General features: G+C 66.8%; 16 protein-coding genes. 8 read left to right on the forward strand and 8 right to left on the reverse strand.

Annotation, left to right across the window (positions count from 1 at the left end; translation table 11 throughout):
- Both AC1RM6_RS23260 and AC1RM6_RS23265 read right to left on the reverse strand, forming a co-directional pair.
- A complete protein-coding gene (locus AC1RM6_RS23260; protein ID WP_493105634.1) occupies positions 1-174 on the reverse strand; it encodes a hypothetical protein in 174 nt (57 codons plus the stop codon).
- Between the two features lie 166 nt (positions 175-340).
- The gene (locus tag AC1RM6_RS23265; RefSeq protein WP_493105636.1) at positions 341-679 is read right to left on the reverse strand and encodes a hypothetical protein; all 339 of its coding nucleotides are present in this window, start codon (positions 677-679) and stop codon (positions 341-343) included.
- 159 nt (positions 680-838) lie between these two features.
- Here AC1RM6_RS23265 and AC1RM6_RS23270 point away from each other — a divergent pair, with 159 nt between their 5' ends.
- Both AC1RM6_RS23270 and AC1RM6_RS23275 read left to right on the forward strand, forming a co-directional pair.
- Complete coding sequence (locus AC1RM6_RS23270; RefSeq protein ID WP_493105638.1) at positions 839-1,171, forward strand: hypothetical protein; 333 nt, start codon at positions 839-841, stop codon at positions 1,169-1,171.
- 626 nt (positions 1,172-1,797) lie between these two features.
- Positions 1,798-4,224 carry a TonB-dependent receptor gene (locus AC1RM6_RS23275; protein WP_493105640.1) on the forward strand — a complete coding sequence of 809 codons (2,427 nt, stop codon included), beginning with the start codon at positions 1,798-1,800 and terminating at the stop codon, positions 4,222-4,224.
- Between the two features lie 68 nt (positions 4,225-4,292).
- Here the strand turns inward: AC1RM6_RS23275 and AC1RM6_RS23280 are convergent, their stop codons facing one another.
- A complete protein-coding gene (locus tag AC1RM6_RS23280) occupies positions 4,293-5,159 on the reverse strand; it encodes a helix-turn-helix transcriptional regulator (RefSeq protein WP_493105642.1) in 867 nt (288 codons plus the stop codon).
- A gap of 354 nt (positions 5,160-5,513) precedes the next feature.
- On the opposite strand from AC1RM6_RS23280, the gene AC1RM6_RS23285 reads away from it, so the two are divergent.
- Entirely contained in the window at positions 5,514-7,319 is a 1,806-nt protein-coding gene (locus tag AC1RM6_RS23285; protein ID WP_493105643.1) for an IlvD/Edd family dehydratase, read from the forward strand.
- Between the two features lie 96 nt (positions 7,320-7,415).
- On the opposite strand, the gene AC1RM6_RS23290 is transcribed toward AC1RM6_RS23285, so the two are convergent.
- The 3 genes from AC1RM6_RS23290 to AC1RM6_RS23300 form a co-directional block, all read right to left on the reverse strand.
- On the reverse strand, positions 7,416-8,108 hold the full coding sequence (locus AC1RM6_RS23290) for a FadR/GntR family transcriptional regulator (RefSeq protein ID WP_493105645.1): 693 nt from the start codon (positions 8,106-8,108) through the stop codon (positions 7,416-7,418).
- Positions 8,109-8,230: 122 nt separating this feature from the next.
- Entirely contained in the window at positions 8,231-9,151 is a 921-nt protein-coding gene (locus tag AC1RM6_RS23295) for a Gfo/Idh/MocA family protein (protein WP_493105647.1), read from the reverse strand.
- 97 nt (positions 9,152-9,248) lie between these two features.
- The gene (locus tag AC1RM6_RS23300) at positions 9,249-10,826 is read right to left on the reverse strand and encodes an aldehyde dehydrogenase (NADP(+)) (RefSeq protein ID WP_493105649.1); all 1,578 of its coding nucleotides are present in this window, start codon (positions 10,824-10,826) and stop codon (positions 9,249-9,251) included.
- Between the two features lie 151 nt (positions 10,827-10,977).
- Between AC1RM6_RS23300 and AC1RM6_RS23305 the strand changes: the two genes are divergently transcribed.
- The 5 genes from AC1RM6_RS23305 (at position 10,978) to AC1RM6_RS23325 (ending at position 16,150) form a co-directional block, all read left to right on the forward strand.
- The gene (locus AC1RM6_RS23305; RefSeq protein WP_493105651.1) at positions 10,978-12,108 is read left to right on the forward strand and encodes a fumarylacetoacetate hydrolase family protein; all 1,131 of its coding nucleotides are present in this window, start codon (positions 10,978-10,980) and stop codon (positions 12,106-12,108) included.
- A complete protein-coding gene (gene xylB / locus AC1RM6_RS23310; RefSeq protein ID WP_493105653.1) occupies positions 12,105-12,878 on the forward strand; it encodes a D-xylose 1-dehydrogenase in 774 nt (257 codons plus the stop codon). Before AC1RM6_RS23305 ends, xylB begins: the two co-directional genes overlap by 4 nt.
- A 2-nt stretch (positions 12,879-12,880) precedes the next feature.
- Positions 12,881-13,753: an SMP-30/gluconolactonase/LRE family protein gene (locus tag AC1RM6_RS23315; protein WP_493105655.1), complete on the forward strand. Its 873-nt coding sequence runs from the start codon at positions 12,881-12,883 to the stop codon at positions 13,751-13,753.
- Positions 13,754-13,798: 45 nt separating this feature from the next.
- Entirely contained in the window at positions 13,799-15,208 is a 1,410-nt protein-coding gene (locus tag AC1RM6_RS23320) for a sugar porter family MFS transporter (protein ID WP_493105657.1), read from the forward strand.
- 99 nt (positions 15,209-15,307) lie between these two features.
- Positions 15,308-16,150, forward strand: a complete 843-nt coding sequence (locus tag AC1RM6_RS23325; protein WP_493105659.1) for an aldose 1-epimerase — start codon at positions 15,308-15,310, stop codon at positions 16,148-16,150.
- Between the two features lie 122 nt (positions 16,151-16,272).
- Here AC1RM6_RS23325 and AC1RM6_RS23330 read toward each other — a convergent pair whose 3' ends face one another.
- Both AC1RM6_RS23330 and AC1RM6_RS23335 read right to left on the reverse strand, forming a co-directional pair.
- A complete protein-coding gene (locus AC1RM6_RS23330; protein ID WP_493105661.1) occupies positions 16,273-17,319 on the reverse strand; it encodes a LacI family DNA-binding transcriptional regulator in 1,047 nt (348 codons plus the stop codon).
- A gap of 72 nt (positions 17,320-17,391) precedes the next feature.
- Positions 17,392-19,548 carry an alpha-glucuronidase family glycosyl hydrolase gene (locus AC1RM6_RS23335; RefSeq protein WP_493105663.1) on the reverse strand — a complete coding sequence of 719 codons (2,157 nt, stop codon included), beginning with the start codon at positions 19,546-19,548 and terminating at the stop codon, positions 17,392-17,394.
- Between the last annotated feature and the right edge of the window lie 112 nt (positions 19,549-19,660).

Below are 19,660 nucleotides of genomic sequence, written 5' to 3' on the forward strand. Positions count from 1 at the left end.
TTATTGCACCGCCGGAGGCAGCGGTATTACGGTCAGCCCGTTCAGCGGTACGACGACGACCCGCTGGCCATTGCCGCTGTTGGGCGATCCCGAGACGGTGTAGCTGCTGCGGTTATCGGCCGCATCATAGGCAAGCGCCGATGTCAGGCCATTATTCGCGCCCCCAACCGTCATGGCCTGTTTCAGGCGGCCCAAAGCATCATAATCATATGTAACAGTCTCCGCTGCGATGGCGGCAGAGTCATATGGTCCGATGAGCGTCAGCGCCGCGATGGTGAGGCATCCGGCTTTTGCCATTTTCCGAGGAATGTCGCGGATCGACGCCCAAGCCCTGTCGAGCCTATTGCGCGATTGAGAGGTCCGACACAGCACAGCCGCTATTCGTGCCATAAATCTTCACTTTCTTGCCGGTCGCGATCGCCGTGAGAAGGGTTGCCGAGATCATCTGGAGATTCGATGTTCGGCTCGCGTCGGAATTGCCGGATGCCGTCCATGTCAGGAGGGTCCCGACGGTACAGGCGCCCGCTCCCAGATCGAGCGTGAAGCCGATCGAGCGTGGTGCATTGCTGCCGTTGACGGTGACCACATGGGCTTCCGCGACCCAGTCATAAGCGAGCGCAGGCGCTGGAAGCAGCGAGGCCGCCGACAGCGCCGCGATTCCGAGAAGCTTCGCGCGCAAAGAATGCACCCCTATCGCCCGGGGACAAGCTGGGGACGGGCGGCCAGATCCAGCCGCGACTTCGGTCGGCATCGAACTCATTTGACGACGGTGAGAAAGCTCACCGCCTCCTGATTGGGAAGGACAGCCAGGCAATCATTGGTTCCCACGATGTTCAGAGTGAAACCGTTTTCGAACGCAGACATCGTCGCCAACAGCAGCGCTTGCCCGGTTCCGGACGACGCATCGAACGCCCATCGGGAAGAGTCGCCCGTCACGCAAGGCGGAGCGCTGCTATGCGTACCTGAAAATGTGAAACTCAATATGCCGTTATTGATCGGTAATATGCTCGTTATCTGTCCGCTGCTACCGGTTCCGGCCAGAGCCATCGATGGCAACGCCATGACGGCAAATGCCAATAAAGATAGTTTGATGCCCGCCACAGTTCGTCCCGATGCTTGCCTGTCCTTCCGCTGGTCGATGCAGCTTAATATGGGATTGAAAAAATCATAATCATGATTGATCGAGAATGGAGGAATTTGGGGCGCTATCTCTGGAGGCGTCGACAAATACAGAATGCAATCGCTGCGCGCTGCCCATTATCGTTGCGCAAATTGATAAGCCGGCACGGCAATCGGATCTGACACATAGACGATGGCGCGCAAGAATTTTGCGCGATTGCGCCGAAAAACTGATCAATGCCGTTGGAAATTTCGCCGGCAGGTCGCGCTTCTATGGCATGGTCGGAGACGGTTGTGACGGTCTGCCGGTCTTATCCGCCGATGAAATACGCGATCCGGCGATCCGGCGATGCGCGGGCGTCATAGGCATTAGCATTGATTATCAGATGGTTGCGCAGCGCGCTGGTCCGGCCACGGGAGAGGCGGCGAGTGGGGCATATGGGCGATCCGATATCCGTTCGATATGCCTATATCCGATCGAGGCCTCGGCCTTCGCAGTGGGGGGCGACGCGCGGACCGGACCATATCCGACCATAAAGTTGCGCGACGGCGATTTACGGCGCAAAAAAATCAGGCTATCTCGGTTGCAGGCATTTCCCTTTGGGGAGGTGGCCAAAAAACAAGAAAACAGCGGATTCGCAGAACGCGGACCGCGCACACCAGGGAAGGGGATGCGGCATGCGCCAGCATTATATTTCTATTGTCTGCGGAGTCAGCCTGTTCGCGATGGCGACCACCGCCAACGCCCAGACCGCGCCCGCCGAGCAGGCCGCCGCGACCGGCGGCTATGAATCGGCCGGTACCGAAGAGATCATCGTCACTGCGCGTCGCCGGGACGAAAGTCTCCAGGACGTTCCGCTGACCGTCAACGCGGTGCGCGCCGAAGAACTCGCCAAGCTCAACATCCGCCGGTTCGAGGATATCTCGACGATCGTCCCGGGCCTGTCGCTGACCAGCAACGCCAACGGCATCGGCGCGACCGCATCGGTGCGCGGCGTCAATTACGACGTGAATGCCAGCGGCAACAACGGCACCATCGAATTCTACCAGAACGACGCGCCGATCTCGGCCGGCAACCTGTTCCAGGCGATGTTCGACATCGGCCAGATCGAGCTGCTGCGCGGACCGCAGGGCACGCTGCGCGGCCGCGCGTCGCCGTCGGGGTCGATGACCGTCACCACCCATCGCCCCGACCTGCAGGAGATCGGCGGCTATCTGACCGCGACCGGCACCAGCATCGGCGGCATCAACGCCAACGGCGCGGTCGGCCTGCCGATCATCAAGGACATGCTGGCGATCCGCGTCGCCGGTATCGTCGACGAGAATGAAGGCAATCGCGTCCACAGCATCAACAACGGCACCGATCCCTATTCGCGCACCAAGGGCGGCCGCGTCACCGCCCGCTTCGAGCCGACCGACACGCTGACCTTCGACACCAGCTTCCAGAAGATCATCCAGAAGCTCCACACGTTCGACCAGGCCGAATCGCTGCAGGCGACCAACGCCGGCGCGGCTGCCAGCCCGGTCTTCATCGACGGCGACGACCGTCTCGCGGTCGAGGATGCCCCGCGCAAGATCCGCCAGCGTTTCACCAATTTCAACCTGCGCGCCCAATGGGCGGTCGCGGGCCAGAAGCTCAACTATGTCGGCCAGCGCAACCGGCAGAAGTTCGACTCGCTCGAGATCACCGACAAGGGCGATTTCTTCACGCCCAACTTCCCGTCCTACCTCCAGGGCTATGGCCTGCAGACCCAGAGCATCGCCAAATCCTGGGCGCACGAGGCGCGGATTTCGTCCGAAGAGCAGATCTTCGGCATGTTCGATTATATCGTCGGCGCCTTCTATCAGAAGCAGACCTCGCCCTCGGTCCTGTCGCAGCCGACCCCGGTTCTCTTCGGCCTGCCGTCATCGACGACGCCGGGGATCATCGTTCAGACGCCGATCCTGCGCGGGGCCGGCACCAAGGAAAAGTCGGCGTTCGGCAACCTGACCCTGCATCTGGGCGAGGCGACCGAAATCTCGGGTGGTCTGCGCTACATCGATTACAAGGCGTTCGGTACGCTGTCGGTGGCGGGCAATGTGCTGGCGGCGGCCGCCGAGAACACCGACGAGAACACCGTGATCTATTCGGGATCGGTCAAGCACCGCTTCAGCGACGACTTCATGGTCTACGGCAATGTCGGCAGCTCGTTCCGCCCGCCGGTTTCGGCGACCGGCGATTTCAGCCTGGCACGCAGCGCGCGCGAAAGCAGCTTCGTCAACATTCCGTCCGAAAAGTCGAAATCCTATGAGCTGGGCTTCAAGTCGAGCTTCATCGACAAGCGGCTGCGGCTGAATGTCTCGGCCTATCATCAGGATTACAAGAATTATCCTTACCGGTCCGCCTCGGGCGTGTTCTACGTCAACACCACCGCCAACACGACGACGACCCCGGTCTCGCTCGTGCAGTCGGTCAGCAGCTTCAATTTCGTTGCCGCAGTTCCGGTCAAGGTCAACGGCATCGAGGCCGAGACCTCGTTCAAGATCATGGATCGCTGGGAGATCAGCGCGAACGGCAGCTATGCCAAGAGCAAGATCAAGAATGGCGTGATCCCCTGCAACGACTATTTCCCGAAGGACGGCGTGCCCGACAGCGTGTCGACCGTGCCGACCGTCGCCCAGATCCAGGCGGCGACCGGTGGCGACACCATCTCGGCCTGCGCGGTGACCTTGCGGGCGTCGCTCGCTCCGTTGTTCAGCGGCACGGTGACCTCGGAATATTCGGTGCCGCTGACCGCGAATTTCGACGGCTATCTGCGCGGGCTGCTATCCTATTACGGCAAGTCGCAAAACGATCCGACCAACGCGGTCGACGATGTGAAGACCTATGCGCTGCTCAACCTCTACGCCGGTATCCGTTCGCCGAACGGGGCGTGGGAAGTGTCGCTCTACGGCAAGAACATCACCAAGACCGAGCGGGTGCTGACGCGCACCAGCACGGCGCAGACCGTGCCCTATAATATCGGCGCCACCGGTGCGATCGGCACCTCGACCTACCGTGGCATCACCTACACCCCGCCGCGCGAATTCGGCCTGAACATCCGTTACGCGTTCGGCTCGCGCTGATCGTCATCATAAGACGACAAGGGCCGGATCACCGCAGGGTGGTCCGGCCTTTTCATGTCGACCGAAGGTCAGCGGGATATGCTGCGTGCGGCGCGCTGCCGATATTGGCGCGGGGTCTCGCCGGTCGACCGGCGGAAGGCCGCCGAGAAATTGGTCGGCGACGCGAAGCCGAGCGCATGCGCGACCGACTTCACGTCGCGATCGCCGCCCAGCAACTGGCGGGCCAGCTGGATCCTGGTGTCGGCGATATGATCGCCGATCGAACCGCCCCGGCTCGCGCGGAAGCCGCGGGTCAGCTGGCGCACCGACAGGTCGCACAGCTTCGCCAGTTCGGCGAGCGACGGCGCCTCGCCCGGCACCGCGAGCCGGTCGTCGATCCGCCGCAGCCGCCACGGCGCCAAGCCGCCGATCGCGGCTTTCTCCTCGATCCCCAGGCAATGGCGGGCGAGTTCGACCGCGAGCTGCGCGATCATCAGCTCGACCAGCGCGCCGCTCGCGAAGCCCGGCTGACGCACCTCCTCGCCCAGCCGGAACAGCAGGCCGCGAATGGTCGGGTTGGCGATGTCGAGCCCGGCCTGCAGCCGCCCGTCGGTCCATTCGATCGGCCGGTCGAGCCAGGTTTCGGCCGCCGCCGGGGCGAAGGTGCACACGATCGACGATTGCTGCCGACACTCGCTCTTCGCATGGACCAGCTGCCCGGCCGGCAGCAGGAACAGCTCGCCGATCGGTTCGAACCGGTGCGGGCCCCAGCGTTCGGGGAAACAGCCGCGCGCGTCGCGCGACCGCGGCAGCAGCGACAATTCGATGCGGTGCCGGTCGGGGCTGCCGAAGATGTCGATCGCGTCGACCCAGGATCGGCGCACCACCTCGATGCCGCCCGCGGCGGTGATCATCTCGGCCTCGAGCCGATGGCTGGGCGCGCCGCCGTCGTCCATAGTCGCTGACTCCTCTCGCCCGCTTGCCGGCCATGCCGGTGCGGCTGTCGCGTCGTTCGGATCAGTCTGCGCCGTCGCGCGGAATAATCAACGACGGACTTGCAACATCGCCATGCCGATCGGGGGTGCGAAATCGTCGATCCCACGGGCGCAACGGACGGGATATCCGCTCGTGCAGCATGATGCGGGGAGGCCGTGCCTGGCGCTGGGCGGACCGCGTCGCGCGACAGGCCCTGATATTGCTGTCGATTGCGTTTGCTTTGGCTATTTGTCTGAGTATATATCGATCGCTCAACGGGGCTGGGGTGGCCACGCTATTCGCCGCCTGTCCCTCACAAGATCGAGAGAAGATTGATGGCCGAATCCCGCAGCGACGCTCCCGCCAAACTCCGTTCGCGGGCGTGGTTCGACAATCCCGACAATATCGACATGACCGCGCTCTATCTCGAGCGCTATCTCAACTTCGGCCTGTCGCTCGAGGAGCTGCAGTCGGGCAAGCCGATCATCGGCATCGCCCAGACCGGTTCGGATTTGAGCCCGTGCAACCGCCACCATCTCGTGCTCGCCGAGCGCGTCCGCGAGGGCATTCGCGAGGCCGGCGGCATCGCGATCGAATTCCCGGTCCATCCGATCCAGGAAACCGGCAAGCGTCCGACCGCAGGTCTCGACCGCAACCTCGCCTATCTGGCGCTGGTCGAACTGCTCTACGGCTATCCGCTCGACGGCGTCGTGCTCACCACCGGCTGCGACAAGACCACCCCGGCCTGCCTGATGGCGGCGGCGACGGTCAACATCCCGGCGATCGCGCTGTCGGTCGGGCCGATGCTCAACGGCTGGCACAAGGGCGAGCGCACCGGATCGGGGACGATCGTGTGGAAGGCGCGCCAGATGCTCGCCGCCGGCGAGATCGACGACAAGGGCTTCATCGAACTGGTCGCCTCGTCGGCGCCGTCGACCGGCTATTGCAACACGATGGGCACCGCGACGACGATGAACTCGCTCGCCGAGGCGCTCGGCATGATGCTGCCCGGATCGGCGGCGATCCCGGCGCCCTATCGCGACCGGCAGGAGGTCGCCTGGCGGACCGGCAAGCGCATCGTCGCGATGGTCGCCGAGGATCTCAAGCCCTCCGACATCCTGACCCGCGAGGCCTTTCTCAACGCGATCGTCGTCAACTCGGCGATCGGCGGATCGACCAACGCGCCGATCCACCTCGCAGCACTCGCCCGCCATGCCGGCGCCGAGCTCGAGCTCAAGGATTGGGAGACCTACGGCCACAAGGTGCCGCTGATGGTCAATCTCCAGCCGGCCGGCGAATATCTCGGCGAGGATTATTACCGCGCCGGCGGCGTGCCCGCGGTGGTCGCCGAGCTGATGCGCCAGGGGCTGATCAACGAAGACGCGATGACCGTCACCGGCCAGTCGATGGGCGACAATTGCCGCAACGCGACGATCGAGGACGAGCGGGTGATCAAGCCGTTCGCCGCGCCGCTGCTGCCGGAAGCCGGCTTCCTGGTGCTGTCGGGCAATCTGTTCGACGCGGCGATCATGAAGACCAGCGTGATCTCGGACGAGTTCCGTGCGCGCTATCTGTCGAACCCCGACGATCCCGAGGCGTTCGAAGGCCCCGCGGTCGTGTTCGACGGCCCCGAGGATTATCATCACCGCATCGACGATCCGTCGGTCGGCATCACCCCCGAGACGCTGCTGTTCATGCGCGGCGCCGGGCCGGTCGGCTATCCGGGCGCGGCCGAGGTCGTCAACATGCGCGCGCCGGCCTATCTGATCCGCGAGGGCGTCACCGCGCTGCCGTGCATCGGCGATGGCCGCCAGTCGGGGACCTCGGGGTCGCCGTCGATCCTCAACGCCTCGCCCGAGGCGGCGGTGGGCGGCATGCTCGCCTTGCTCCAGACCGGTGACCGGGTGCGGATCGATCTCGGCCGCGGCACCGCCGATGTGCTGATCGACGATGCGACCCTCGCCGAGCGCCGCCGCGCGCTCGATGCGGCGGGCGGCTATGCCTATCCGGCGTCGCAGACCCCGTGGCAGGCGATCCAGCGCAGCATGGTCGGTCAGATGAACACCGGCGCGATCCTCGAAGGCGCCGAGCAGTTCCAGCGGATCGCACAGACGATGGGCGTGCCGCGCGACAACCATTGATCGGATAGAGGTCCGGCATTGATCGGATAGCGATCCGGCTTCGGCCGGATCGCCGATGAAAAGAGGGGCGTCGCCGGGCAGGCGGCGCCCCTCTTTTTATTCGGGGATTTCCATGTCGGCGAGCGCCAGCCGGATCAGCTCGACCATGGTCGTGCGCGCCGCCGCCGGATCGCCCGCAACGATCGCTTCGTACAGCGCGCGATGGTCGGGCACCGGGTCGCGCGGCAGCCGGCGCTTGCGCTGCTTGTAGATCGTCGTCCAGGTGACCGCCGCGGCGATCGAGCTCGACAGCGAGGCGAGCGGCTCGTTGCCCGCCGCCGCCAGCACCGTCGCATGGAAGCGTTGGTCGGCCTCGCGGCCCTCGGGGACGGTCAGGCCGAAGCGCGCCATCTCCTCGAGCGCATGCCCCATCCGGGCGAGATGCGCGCCGGTGCGGCGACGCGCGGCGAGTTCGGCGGCACCGGGCTCGACGATCATCCGCAGCTCGAACAGCTCGCGGATGAAGGCCATGCTCGGTTCGGATTCGAAGGTCCAGGCGAGGATTTCGGGATCGAGCAGGTTCCAGCGGGCGCGGTCGCTCACCCGCGTACCGGCCTTGGGGCGGCTTTCGACGAGCCCCTTGGCGGCGAGGATGCGCACCGCCTCGCGATAGACGCTGCGCGAAATGCCGAGCTGCTCGCTGAATTCGATCTCACCGGGCAGGACGTCGCCGGGCTGGTGGCGGCCGGTCAGGATCGCGACCGCCAGATCGTGCGCCACCGCGCCATGGATGCGCTTGGCGTTGGGCATGACCGGTGGCATCCCCGGAGGCGTCGGCGACGATCCTGCCTTGCTCCTTCGCTCCACCGTCATCCCCTTATAATCCCGGCATCCCCTATGGAATTGCGCGTCGTGCTTGTCGAGCGGGTCGGTCAGTCGTGAAACGCCGCGACCGTCCGGCGCTCGCCGAGCAGCAGCGCGTCGGCGACATGGCGCAGCGGGGTCAGATCGACGTCGATCGCCCCCGTCGGCACCAGCGCCGCGAAGCGCTCGTAGAGCCCGGCATATTCGGCCTCGGGACCCAGCGGCTGGACGGCGCCGTCGATCGCCAGGCTATTGCCGCCATGACCGAGCACCAGCGTGCCGCGGTCGGTTTCGACATGGATGTCCCAGCTTTGCGGGCCGGTCTGCAGCCAGTCGAGGCTCGCCGTTACCGGGTGGCCATGATGGGTCTCGAAGGCGAGCTCGGCGGCGATCGGCGCCGCGCGATTCGCGGGATAATCGAGCGTGGCGCCGGTCAGCACCAGGTCGGGCAGGATATGGGTCGCGATCGACAGCGCGTTGATGCCCGGATCGAACACCCCCATGCCGCCCGGAGCCCAGATCCAGTCCTGGCCCGGATGCCAGTGGCGGACATCCTCCTTCCACTCGATCCGCACCGATCGGATGGTGCGCTCGGCGAGCCAGGCGCGCGCCGGCTCGACCCCGGAGGCGTAGCGCGAATGCCAGCTCGCGAACAGCGAGACGCCCTGTGCGCGGGCGAGCGAGATCAGCAGCTCGACCTCGCCCAGCGTCGCCCCGGGCGGCTTTTCGAGGAAGACATGCTTGCCCGCGGCGATCGCGCGCTTGGCCGAAGCGAACCGCACCTGCGGCGGCTGGCAGAGCGACACCGCTTCGATCTCGGGCGCCTGCTCGATCATCGACTCGATGTCGGCAAAGGCGGCGACGCCGTCGATCGTCGCGTTGCGGCTGGCGGTCGCGACCAGGTCGAAATGCGGCGAGGCGCGCAGCACCGGCAGATGCTGGTCGCGGGCGATCTTGCCGACGCCGACCAGGCCCAGCTTGATGGTCATGTCATACTACTTTCATGCTGATCGGGGCGCCGTCGATGCGGTCGACCGGTCCGCGCGACGCCGTCGCGATACCGGATCGGTCGACCGCGGCACGGTGTCAGTCCGCCGCCGAGCGGACGCCGTCGATCTGGCGCGGCAGATGCCAGGGATTGGCGGCCTTGAGCACGTCGGGCAGCAGCGCGTCGGGCAGGTCCTGATAGCAGACCGGGCGCAGGAAGCGCTCGATCGCCAGCGACCCGACCGAGGTGGTGCGGCCGTCGGAGGTTGCCGGATAGGGGCCGCCATGGACCATCGCATGGGTCACCTCGACCCCGGTCGGCCAGCCATTGGCGAGGATGCGGCCGACCTTGCGGGCGAGCAGCGGGATCAGCGGCGCGGCGAGGTCGTGATCGGCCTCGTCCAGCTGCAGGGTCGCGGTAAGCTGCCCCTCGAGCGTCTGGATGACCGCGGCGGCCTGGCTCATGTCGGCCACCTCGACCAGGATCGACGAGGATCCGAACACCTCGCGTGCCAGCGCCTCGTCGCCTTCGAAGCTCGCGGCGTCGGTGCGGAACAGCGCGCCGACCGCGCGGTTGATGCCCTCGCCGACGCAGCCGCGGGCGACGGTCTTGACCGCCTCGTGGCTTTCGAGTTCGGCGACGCCCTTCTCGAAGGTCGCGTAGATGCCCGGGGTGAGCATCTGCTGCGGCTGGCTCGCCTCGAGCGCGGCCGCGGCCGCGGCGATGAAGACTTCGAGATCGGGGCCCGACGGCGCGATGACGAGGCCGGGATTGGTGCAGAACTGGCCGGCACCCAGCGTCAGCGACTGGATATAGGCCGGGCCGAGCGCCGCGCCGCGCGCCTTGAGCGCGGCCGGGAACAGCACCACCGGGTTGATCGAGCTCATCTCGGCATAGACCGGGATCGGCTCGGGGCGGGCGGCGGCGATCCGCATCAGCGCCAGACCGCCGCCGCGCGAGCCGGTGAAGCCGACCGCCTGGACGCGTGGATCGGCGACCAGCGCGCCGCCCAGCTCGTTGCTCGGGCCGGGCAGGTAGGAGAAGACGCCCTCGGGCAGGCCGCAGGCGGCGACCGCGTCGCGGATCGCGCGGGCGACCAGTTCGCCGGTGCCGGGATGGGCGGGGTGGCCCTTGACGATCACCGGGCAGCCGGCGGCGAGCGCCGAGGCGGTGTCGCCGCCGGCGACCGAGAAGGCGAGCGGGAAGTTGCTGGCGCCGAACACCGCGACCGGGCCGACCCCGACATGGCGGCGGCGCAGGTCGCCGCGCGGCAGCGGCTGGCGATCGGGCAGGGCCGGATCGATCGTGACATGCGCCCACTCGCCGGCGCGCACCACCGAAGCGAACAGCTTCAGCTGGCCGATCGTGCGGCCGCGCTCGCCTTCGAGGCGACCGCGCGGCAGGCCGCTTTCCTGCATGGCGCGAACGATCAGCGCGTCGCCGATCGCGGCGATGCCGTCGGCGATCGCCTCGAGGAAGCCGGCGCGGGTTTCGGGGTCGGTGTCGGCGTAGATCGGAAAGGCGGCCTCGGCGAGTTCGGCGGCGCGCGCGACCTCCTCGGGGCCGGCGGACGCGAAATCGGGGCCGAGCACTTCGCCGGTGCTGGGGTCGATCGCCTGGAAGGTGGCGCTGGTGGTCGCCTCGGTCGCGCCGAGCAGGATGGAACCGGTGATCATGATAGTCCTCGCAAAAACTCAGACAAATGCTAACAGCTGGGGGCGTGGCGTCAAGCTGATCGGCAAATCTCTTGACAGGCGTCGCTGATCGATGTTGTTAGCGTTACCATTAATCAGCGTTATCAAGATGCGTGATCGAGCGGGAGTGGAGATGGCTGGGGATTATGACATTTCGGCGATGATGCCGGCGGATTGGCGCGTGGGACTGTTCGTCGGTCGCGTGCTGACGCCTGAAGGGCCGTCGCCGATCCTCGTCCGTCGCGGAGAGGTTTTCGACATGTCTGCGGTGGCGCCGACGGTCGCTGCATTGGTCGAGGCCGGCCTTTTCTCGCCCGAGGGCGGGACGTCGCTCGGCGCGTTCGAGGATCTGGCGCTGCCGTTGCTCAGCCCGGTCGACCTGCAATGCGTCAAGGCCTGCGGCGTCACCTTCGCGCTGTCGGCGGTCGAGCGGGTGATCGAGGAGCGGGTGCGCGGCGACGCGTCGGCCGCGGCCGAGATGCGCAGCCGGCTCGAACTGCGGGTCGGCGGATCGATCCGCGCGGTGGTGCCGGGTTCGCCCGAGGCGGCCGCGCTCAAGGCGGCGCTGATCGAGGACGGCCTCTGGTCGCAATATCTCGAAGTCGCGATCGGCCCCGATGCCGAGGTGTTCACCAAGGCGCCGGTGCTGTCGACCGTCGGCTATGGCGCGACGATCGGCGTGCGGTCGGATTCGCACTGGAACAACCCCGAACCCGAGGTCGTGCTGATCGTCGATTCGCAAGGCGAGGTCGTCGGCGCGACGCTCGGCAACGACGTCAATCTGCGCGATTTCGAAGGGCGCTCGGCGCTGCTGCTCGGCAAGGCCAAGGACAATAACGCATCGTGCGGGCTCGGCCCGCTGATCCGGCTGTTCGACGACAGCTTCGGGATCGACGATGTCCGCCAGGCCGAGATCGACCTCAGCATCGAAGGGCCCGAGGGCTATCGGCTCGAGGGCAGCAGCAGCATGTCGCAGATCAGCCGCGATCCGTTGAACCTGGTCGCGCAGACGCTGAGCGAGCATCAATATCCCGACGGCTTCGCGCTGTTCCTCGGCACGCTGTTCGCGCCGGTCCAAGACCGCGACGAACCCGGCCATGGCTTCACCCACAAGGTCGGCGACATCGTCTCGATCTCGACCCCGCGGCTCGGCATGTTGCGCAACATCGTCGCAACATCGCGCGACGCGCCGCCCTGGACCGACGGCATCGGCGCGCTGATCGCCAATCTCGCCGGACGCGGCCTGCTGGGCAAGCGCGCATGACGGTCGATGCAAATGCGGCACGCTATCCCAGCCTCGCCGGCAAGAAGGTCCTGATCAGCGGCGGCGGATCGGGAATCGGCGCCGGGCTGGTCGAGGGCTTCGTCGCACAGGGCGCGCATGTCGCCTTTTGCGACATCGCCGAAGCCGACAGCCGCGCGCTGGTCGATCGGCTGGCGGCGACCGCCGAGGTCGCGCCTTTGTTCGTGCAGTGCGACCTGACCGACATCGACGCGTTGCGGGCGATGGTCGCGCAAGTCGAGGTCGCGCTCGGCGGCATCGACATCCTCGTCAACAACGCCGCCAATGACGATCGCCATGCGATCGCCGACGTGACCCCCGAATATTGGGACGAGCGGATGGCGGTCAATCTGCGGCATCTGTTCTTCGCCGCGCAGGCGGCGATCCCGGCGATGAAGCGCGCCGGCGGCGGGGTTATCCTCAACTTCGGGTCGATCAGCTGGCATCTGGGCCTGTCCGATCTGGTCATGTATCAGACCGCGAAGGCCGCGATCGAAGGATTGACCCGCGGCCTGGCACGCGACCTCGGTCGCGACGGGATAAGGGTAAACACGATCGTGCCAGGCAATGTCCAGACCCCACGCCAGATGAAATGGTACACCCCCGAGGGCGAGGCCGAGATCGTCGCCGCGCAATGCCTCGACGGGCGGATCCAGCCGGCCGACGTCGCCGGACTGGTGCTGTTCCTGGCATCGGACGATGCGCGGATGTGCACCGGCCACGACTATTTCGTCGACGCGGGCTGGCGCTGATCATGCGGACCGCCGTGGACAGCGTGGCGAGCATCGGTGCGACCCTGGGCGAGGGGCCGGTCTGGCTGCCGCGCGCATCGCAGCTCTGGTTCGTCGACATCAAGCAGCACAAGATCCACAGCTTCGATCCGGGGCAGGGTGTGTCGCGCAGCTGGCAGGCGCCCGCACAGGTCGGCTGGGTGCTGCCCGCCGAGGACGGATCGCTGGTGGTCGGCCTGCAGACCGGCCTCCACCGCTTCGATCCCGCTGCGCAGAGCTTCGGCCTGATCCATGCGCCCGAACGCGATCGGCCCGGTAACCGGCTGAACGACGCCACCGTCGATCCGGCGGGACGGCTGTGGTTCGGATCGATGGACGATGGCGAGACCGAAGCGAGCGGCCGGGTCTACCGGGTCGATCGCGGCGTCTGCAGCGACAGCGGCCTCGCCCCGATCACGATCACCAACGGGCCTGCGGTGTCGCGCGACGGCACGACGCTCTACCATGTCGACACGCTCGGCAAGACGATCTGGCAGGTGCCGCTCGGCGAAGACGGCCTGCTCGGCAAGCCGGCGCTGTTCGCCGAGATCGAACCGGGTGCGGGCCATCCCGACGGACCGGTGGTCGATTCCGAAGGCTGTGTGTGGATCGGCATGTTCGGCGGCTGGGCGGTGCGGCGCTACGATCCGAGCGGCAAACTGATGCGGACCGTCGATTTCCCGGTCGCCAACGTCACCAAGATCGCCTTTGGCGGCGACGATCTGCGCACCGCTTATGCGACCACCGCGCGCAAGGGGCTCGATGCCGCGGCGCTTGCCGGGCAGCCGCTGGCGGGCGACCTGTTCGCCTTCGATCCCGGCGTCGCCGGGGTCGCGGTGACGCCCGCGAAGATCTGACCGAAGAGCACGCACACAAAACACAATATCGAGGGGATGAGGGTGATGGACGCAGCGGATGACGACCGGGTGAACATGGGCTTTATCGCGGCGATCGTCGCGGTGGCCACGATCGGCGGTTTCATGTTCGGCTATGATTCGGGCGTGATCAACGGCACCCAGGAGGGTCTCGAAAAGACCTTCGACCTGTCGAAATTCGGCACCGGCCTCAATGTCGGTGCAATCCTGGTCGGCTGCGCGATCGGCGCGTTCATCGCCGGCCGGCTCGCCGATATCCTCGGCCGGCGGCTGATGATGATCATCGCCGCTCTGCTGTTCATGGCGAGCGCGCTCGCCGCGGGCGCCGCCAGCTCGTCGCTGATGTTCATCCTCGCCCGGCTGGTCGGCGGGCTCGGCGTCGGCGCCGCCAGCGTGCTGTCGCCGGTCTATATCAGCGAGGTCACCCCCGCGGCGATCCGCGGGCGGCTGTCGTCGATCCAGCAGATCATGATCATCTCGGGCCTGACCGGCGCGTTCCTCGCCAACTATGCGCTCGCCCATATCGCCGGCGGATCGCTCGCGCCGCTCTGGGCCGGCTATCCGGCGTGGCGCTGGATGTTCTGGATGCAGGTGATCCCGGCGGCGATCTATTTCGTCACCTTGCTGTTCATTCCCGAAAGCCCGCGCTTCCTGGTCGCGCGCGGCCGCGAAAGCCAGGCGCTCGCCGTTCTCACCCGGCTGTTCGGGGCACCCGCCGCCGGCCGCAAGGTCGCCGACATTCGCGCAAGCCTGTCGGCCGATCAACATCAGCCGAAATTCTCCGACCTGATCGACAGGAAGAGCGGGCGGGTGCGCCCGATCGTTTGGACCGGCATCGGCATCGCGATGTTCCAGCAGCTCGTCGGCATCAACATCGTCTTCTATTATGGCGCGGTGCTGTGGCAGTCGGTCGGCTTCAGCGAGGACGACGCGCTGCTGATCAACATCGTCTCGGGCACGCTGTCGATCCTCGCCTGCATCTCGACCGTCTTCCTGATCGACCGGATCGGCCGCAAGCCGCTGCTGCTCATCGGTTCGGCGGGCATGGCGGTGACGCTGGCGACGGTCGGCATCTGCTTCGCGACCGGCAGCATCACCGACGGCGGGCTGCAGCTGGGCGATACCGCCGGCCGCACCGCGCTGGTCGCCGCCAATCTCTACGCGGTGTTCTTCAACCTGAGCTGGGGCCCGGTGATGTGGGTGATGCTTGGCGAGATGTTCCCCAACCAGATCCGCGGATCGGCGTTGGCGGTTTCGGGCTTCGCGCAGTGGATCGCCAATTTCGCGATCTCGGTCAGCTTTCCGGCGATGGCCGCCGGCATCGGCCTGCCGGTCACCTACGGCCTCTACGCCACGGCCGCCTTCCTCTCCTTCTTCTTCGTGCGGGCGATGGTCCAGGAGACCAAGGGCCGCGAACTCGAGGATATGGCGGGCTAGAGCGATATGAAATCAGGTGGAAACCTGATGACTCGCATATCGCGGAATCAAAAACTTAGAGCGGGGCATCTGATGCAATCAGATGTTACCCTGCTCTAAATGCTCGTCCTGCGGCATGGCACCACCGAGGCCCGGCTGTTGCCGGACCTCGGTGGTGCGCTCGCCAGTCTGCGGATCGGCGATGTCGATATCGTCCGGCCGGCCCCCGTGGGAACGGGCGATCCGCTCGACACCGGCTGCTTTCCGCTGGTCCCCTATGTCAACCGCATCGCCCATGGCCGCTTCGCCTGGGCCGGCGGGGATCACCGGCTGCCGCGCAATTTCGGCGATCACCCGCACAGCCTCCACGGCATCGGCTGGCAGCGGCCCTGGCGGGTCGAGGCGGTCGGCGAGGACCGGGCGACGATGGTCTTCGATCATGACGGCGGCGCGGGCTGGCCCTGGCTATTCCACGCCGAACAGCAGGCGATCGTCGGCGACGCCGGCCTGACCCTGACGCTGTCGCTGACCAACCTTGCCGATGTCGAGGTGCCGGCAGGGCTCGGTTTCCACCCCTATCTGCCCGCGAGCGCCGACACCCGGCTGCGCTTCACCGCCGGGCGGCTCTGGCTCGCCGATGGCGAATGCCTCCCGACCGAGCCCGCTGCCGCCGATGCGATGGGCGACTGGAACGCCGGCGCGGACGTGGCCGGCGAGACGCTGATCGACAACAGCTATGAAGGCTGGGACGGCCTCGCCACCATCGAGACCGCGGCGATGCGGGTGCGGGTGACCGCGACCGGCGCGTCCTGGCTGCACCTGTTTCGGCCGCCCGGGCGCGATTTCCTCTGCGTCGAGCCGATGACCCACATGCCCGACGCGATCAACCGCGGCGCCGGGTTCGACCGTCTTGCTCCGGGTGCAACCCTGGCGATCGCGATGACGATCGTCGCCGAGCGATAGTTCAATACAAGCGGCTTTAGCTTCCGTTCGTGTCGAGCGAAGTCGAGACACGCTCCACCACCGCAACGTGTCTCGACTTCGCTCGACACGAACGGAGAAAAGAAAGGCGTTTCGATCGCCGTCTAGGCGGGAGCGCCGTCGGACTCGCGCTGGATCAGGGCGAAGTCGAGCACCACATGCCGCGGCGCCTCGGGCTTGCCCGCCTTGCGCGCGCGCGCCTCGCGGATCAGCATTTCGAGCGCCACCCGCGACATTTCGGCGATCGGCTGGCGGATCGTGGTGAGTTCGGGCCAGATCGTCGTCGCCAGCGCGGTATCGTCGAAACCGCAGACGGTGAGGTCGCGCGGCACGTCGAGGCCGATGCGGTGGGCGATCGACACCGTCGCCGCCGCCATGTCGTCGTTGCTGGCGAAGATCGCGGTCGGTCGCGCGGCGAGCCCAAGCAGTTGCTCGGCAGCCTCTAGACCCGATCGATAGGTGAACAGACCCGGCGCGACGAGCGTCTCGTCATAGCTCACCCCGGCGTCGGCCAGCGCCTTGCGATAACCGAGCAGCCGCCGCTCGCTTGCCGACTGGTTGGGGTTGCCGACGATGAAGCCGATCCGGCGATGGCCGAGCGCGATCAGGTGGCGGGTCATGTCATAGGCTGCCTGGTGATCGTCGATCGACACCGCCGACATGTCCGCGGGGGTGCGCCCGGTCGCGACCGCGACCGCGGGGATCGCGTCGCGCGCCAGCGCCGCGATGATCTCGGGCGAATCGCACAAGGGCGGCGGCAACACCACCCCGTCGATCCGGCCGCGCGCGATCTGTTCGATCGCCGAGCGTTCGCTCGACGCCTCGTCGAACTTCTGGATGACGAGCTGGATATTGCTGCGGCTCGCCTGGTCGAGGCTGCCGACCAGGAACTCGCTCAGATAGGACGAGCTCGGATTGCTGTAGAGCAGGGCGATGCGAATCTCGTCGCCGCCCGCCAGGGTGCGTGCGGCCGAGCTCGGCGCATAGTTGAGCTCGGCGATCGCCTTGAGCACCTTCTCGCGGGTGGCCTCGCGGACGATCGCCTCCTTGTTGATCACCCGCGAGACCGTCATCAGCGACACGCCGGCGGCACGCGCGACATCGTTGATCGTCGGCACATTGCGCTGCCGTCGCGACGTCCGCTGCTCCATTAGCTCGTCCTTCTCATCTTTCAGGCGGCTATCACCCGCCGGTATCGCGGCGCAAGACCGGCGACGGCCCGGTCAGGGATTGCCGGGGGCATAGGGAAAGCTGAGCGCCTTGTAATAGTCGAGGTCGTGCGCCGGCGGTGCCGCGCCGGCGGGCAGCGGCCTTTTCGAGATGCTCTGGAAATAGGCGATGCTCGCATCGCGCCACCAGCGCGCCTCGCGCTCCTGGATGCCCAGGAAGATCGCGGTCTCGGCGAAGCGCTCGGGATCGACCAGCGGCCGCAGCCTGTCCCAGTCGCCGCGCATCCCGACGACATAGGCGACGCCGGCATCGTAGCGATGGACCAGCCCGTCCCACAGCGTCTCGCCCGACCTGAGCCGGCTGTCCCACGGGCGGTGATGGAACCACAGCAGTTCGCTTTCGGGGGTCGTCGCCGGATCGGCGAGCAGCTTGGCGACCCGCGGCGCATATTGCGCGACCGCATCGCTGCCGGTGGCGGTGCGGTCGAAGCCGATGCCGGCGGCGTCGGCGCGGTGATAATAGACCGGATTCCATTCGGGCCGGGCGAGATTGGCGATCCAAGGGCCCGGGCCGTAATGATGGCCGGTCGCCATCACATGGGCGAGCCCGAGCGGGGTCATATAGTCGACCGCCGCCTCGCGCGATCCCATCATCATCTTCACCACCGGATCGACGATGCGCGGATCGGCGCCGAAGCTCATCGCCGCCCAGTCGCGGGCGATCGGCAGCGCGCGGTCCTGCGGATCCCAGGCGAGCCGGCCGAACGCATACCAGTCGGCCTGGTTGAAGATCGATCCGCTCCAGTTGCGGTCGGTGCCGATGTTGGCGACCCCGGCCATGCCGGTCAGCCGGTGACCGTCGAGGCTGCCGTCGATCACCCGCGCGACGGTCGATCCCTTGCCCTTGGCGAAGGTATCGCTCTGCAGCACCTCCTCGAACAGCGGCCCGAGATAGGTGAGGTGGGTCGCCTGCCCGACATATTCCTTGGTGATCTGGAATTCCATCATCAGCGGGGTCTTCGGCATCGCCCCGAACAGCGGATGGAAGGGCTCGCGCGGCTGGAAGTCGATCGCGCCATTCTTGACCTGGACGATGACATTGTCGGCGAACCGGCCGTCGAGCGGCTTGAAATCGCTATAGGCCTGCTTGGCGCGGTCGTCGGGATTGTCGTGGGCATAGACGAAGGCGCGCCACATCACGATCCCGCCATGCGGCTTGACCGCGGCGGCGAGCATGTTGGCGCCGTCGGCATGGCTGCGCTTGTAATCCTGCGGGCCCGGCTGGCCTTCCGAATTGGCCTTGACCAGGAAGCCGCCGAAATCGGGGATCGCCCGGTAGATCTCGTCGGCCTTGTCGGCCCACCAGCGCGCGACCGTGGGATCGAGCGGATCGGCGGTCTTGAGCCCGCCCAGCTCGATCGGCGCCGAGAAGCGCGCCGACAGATAGACCTTGATCCCGTAAGGCCGGAAGATGTCGGCCAGCGCCGCCGCCTTGGCGATATAGGGCGCGGTCAGGCTGTCGGCCTTGGCGTTGACATTGTTGAGGACGGTGCCGTTGATCCCGATCGAGGCATTGGCGCGCGCATAATCGACATAGAGCGGCGACCGCCAGTCGGGCAGCTTCCACCAGTCCCAGATCGACGACCCGGCATAGCCGCGTTCGACGGTGCCGGTGAGATTGTCCCAATGGTCGAGCACGCGCAGCGTCAGCCGCGGCGCGGAGGCGATGTCGAGGCCGCGCAACGGCACGCCGGTCTGGATCAGGCGCAGCAGATGGAAGCTGCCATGGAGCAGGCCGACATCGCTGTTCGCGGCGATCAGCGTCACCGACGAGCCGCCGAGCACCAGCTGGCGAATCAGATAACCCTCGTCGCCCAGCTTCGCGAGCGGCAGGTTCAGCGCCGCGACCGCGGGCGACTGGGCGGGGGTCGCGACCAGCAGCGCGCCGGGGGCGGGGCCATCGGCATGGGCGAGCGGGCCGCCGGCCATCCCTGCGAACGCGCGGTCGAGTTCGGCGGTCGCGGCGGCGAGCGTCGGCGACCGTCCCGGAACCACCAGGCTGTGCAGCGCGGCGCGAATCTCCGCCTGCCTCGCGGCCTCGAGCGGATGGTAGCGCAGCCACAGCTCATAGCCGTCCTCGGCGAGCGCTGCCGAACCGGCGCATAGCGCCAGCCATCCCAGCAGGAAAAGGCGCAGGCTTCGACCGATCATGGTTCCTCCCAAATATTGCGGCGTTCTCGCGCGCTGTTCGGGCATTGACAATGCCGCGCCGCCTGCGGCAATGGTAACGCTATCATTGAAGCGACATCAACAAGAATGTCGC

This window comes from Rhizorhabdus sp. GW822-FHT03C02 (assembly GCF_058801765.1).

Bases quoted from the DNA above. Each gene is read 5' to 3' on its own strand.
- AC1RM6_RS23260 (WP_493105634.1), bottom strand. From the start codon at position 174: ATGACGGTTGGGGGCGCGAATAATGGCCTGACATCGGCGCTTGCCTAT.
- AC1RM6_RS23275 (WP_493105640.1), top strand. From the start codon at position 1,798: ATGCGCCAGCATTATATTTCTATTGTCTGCGGAGTCAGCCTGTTCGCG.
- AC1RM6_RS23280 (WP_493105642.1), bottom strand. From the start codon at position 5,159: ATGGACGACGGCGGCGCGCCCAGCCATCGGCTCGAGGCCGAGATGATC.
- AC1RM6_RS23285 (WP_493105643.1), top strand. From the start codon at position 5,514: ATGGCCGAATCCCGCAGCGACGCTCCCGCCAAACTCCGTTCGCGGGCG.
- AC1RM6_RS23290 (WP_493105645.1), bottom strand. From the start codon at position 8,108: ATGCCCAACGCCAAGCGCATCCATGGCGCGGTGGCGCACGATCTGGCG.
- AC1RM6_RS23295 (WP_493105647.1), bottom strand. From the start codon at position 9,151: ATGACCATCAAGCTGGGCCTGGTCGGCGTCGGCAAGATCGCCCGCGAC.
- AC1RM6_RS23300 (WP_493105649.1), bottom strand. From the start codon at position 10,826: ATGATCACCGGTTCCATCCTGCTCGGCGCGACCGAGGCGACCACCAGC.
- AC1RM6_RS23305 (WP_493105651.1), top strand. From the start codon at position 10,978: ATGGCTGGGGATTATGACATTTCGGCGATGATGCCGGCGGATTGGCGC.
- xylB (WP_493105653.1), top strand. From the start codon at position 12,105: ATGACGGTCGATGCAAATGCGGCACGCTATCCCAGCCTCGCCGGCAAG.
- AC1RM6_RS23315 (WP_493105655.1), top strand. From the start codon at position 12,881: ATGCGGACCGCCGTGGACAGCGTGGCGAGCATCGGTGCGACCCTGGGC.
- AC1RM6_RS23320 (WP_493105657.1), top strand. From the start codon at position 13,799: ATGGACGCAGCGGATGACGACCGGGTGAACATGGGCTTTATCGCGGCG.
- AC1RM6_RS23325 (WP_493105659.1), top strand. From the start codon at position 15,308: ATGCTCGTCCTGCGGCATGGCACCACCGAGGCCCGGCTGTTGCCGGAC.
- AC1RM6_RS23330 (WP_493105661.1), bottom strand. From the start codon at position 17,319: ATGGAGCAGCGGACGTCGCGACGGCAGCGCAATGTGCCGACGATCAAC.
- AC1RM6_RS23335 (WP_493105663.1), bottom strand. From the start codon at position 19,548: ATGATCGGTCGAAGCCTGCGCCTTTTCCTGCTGGGATGGCTGGCGCTA.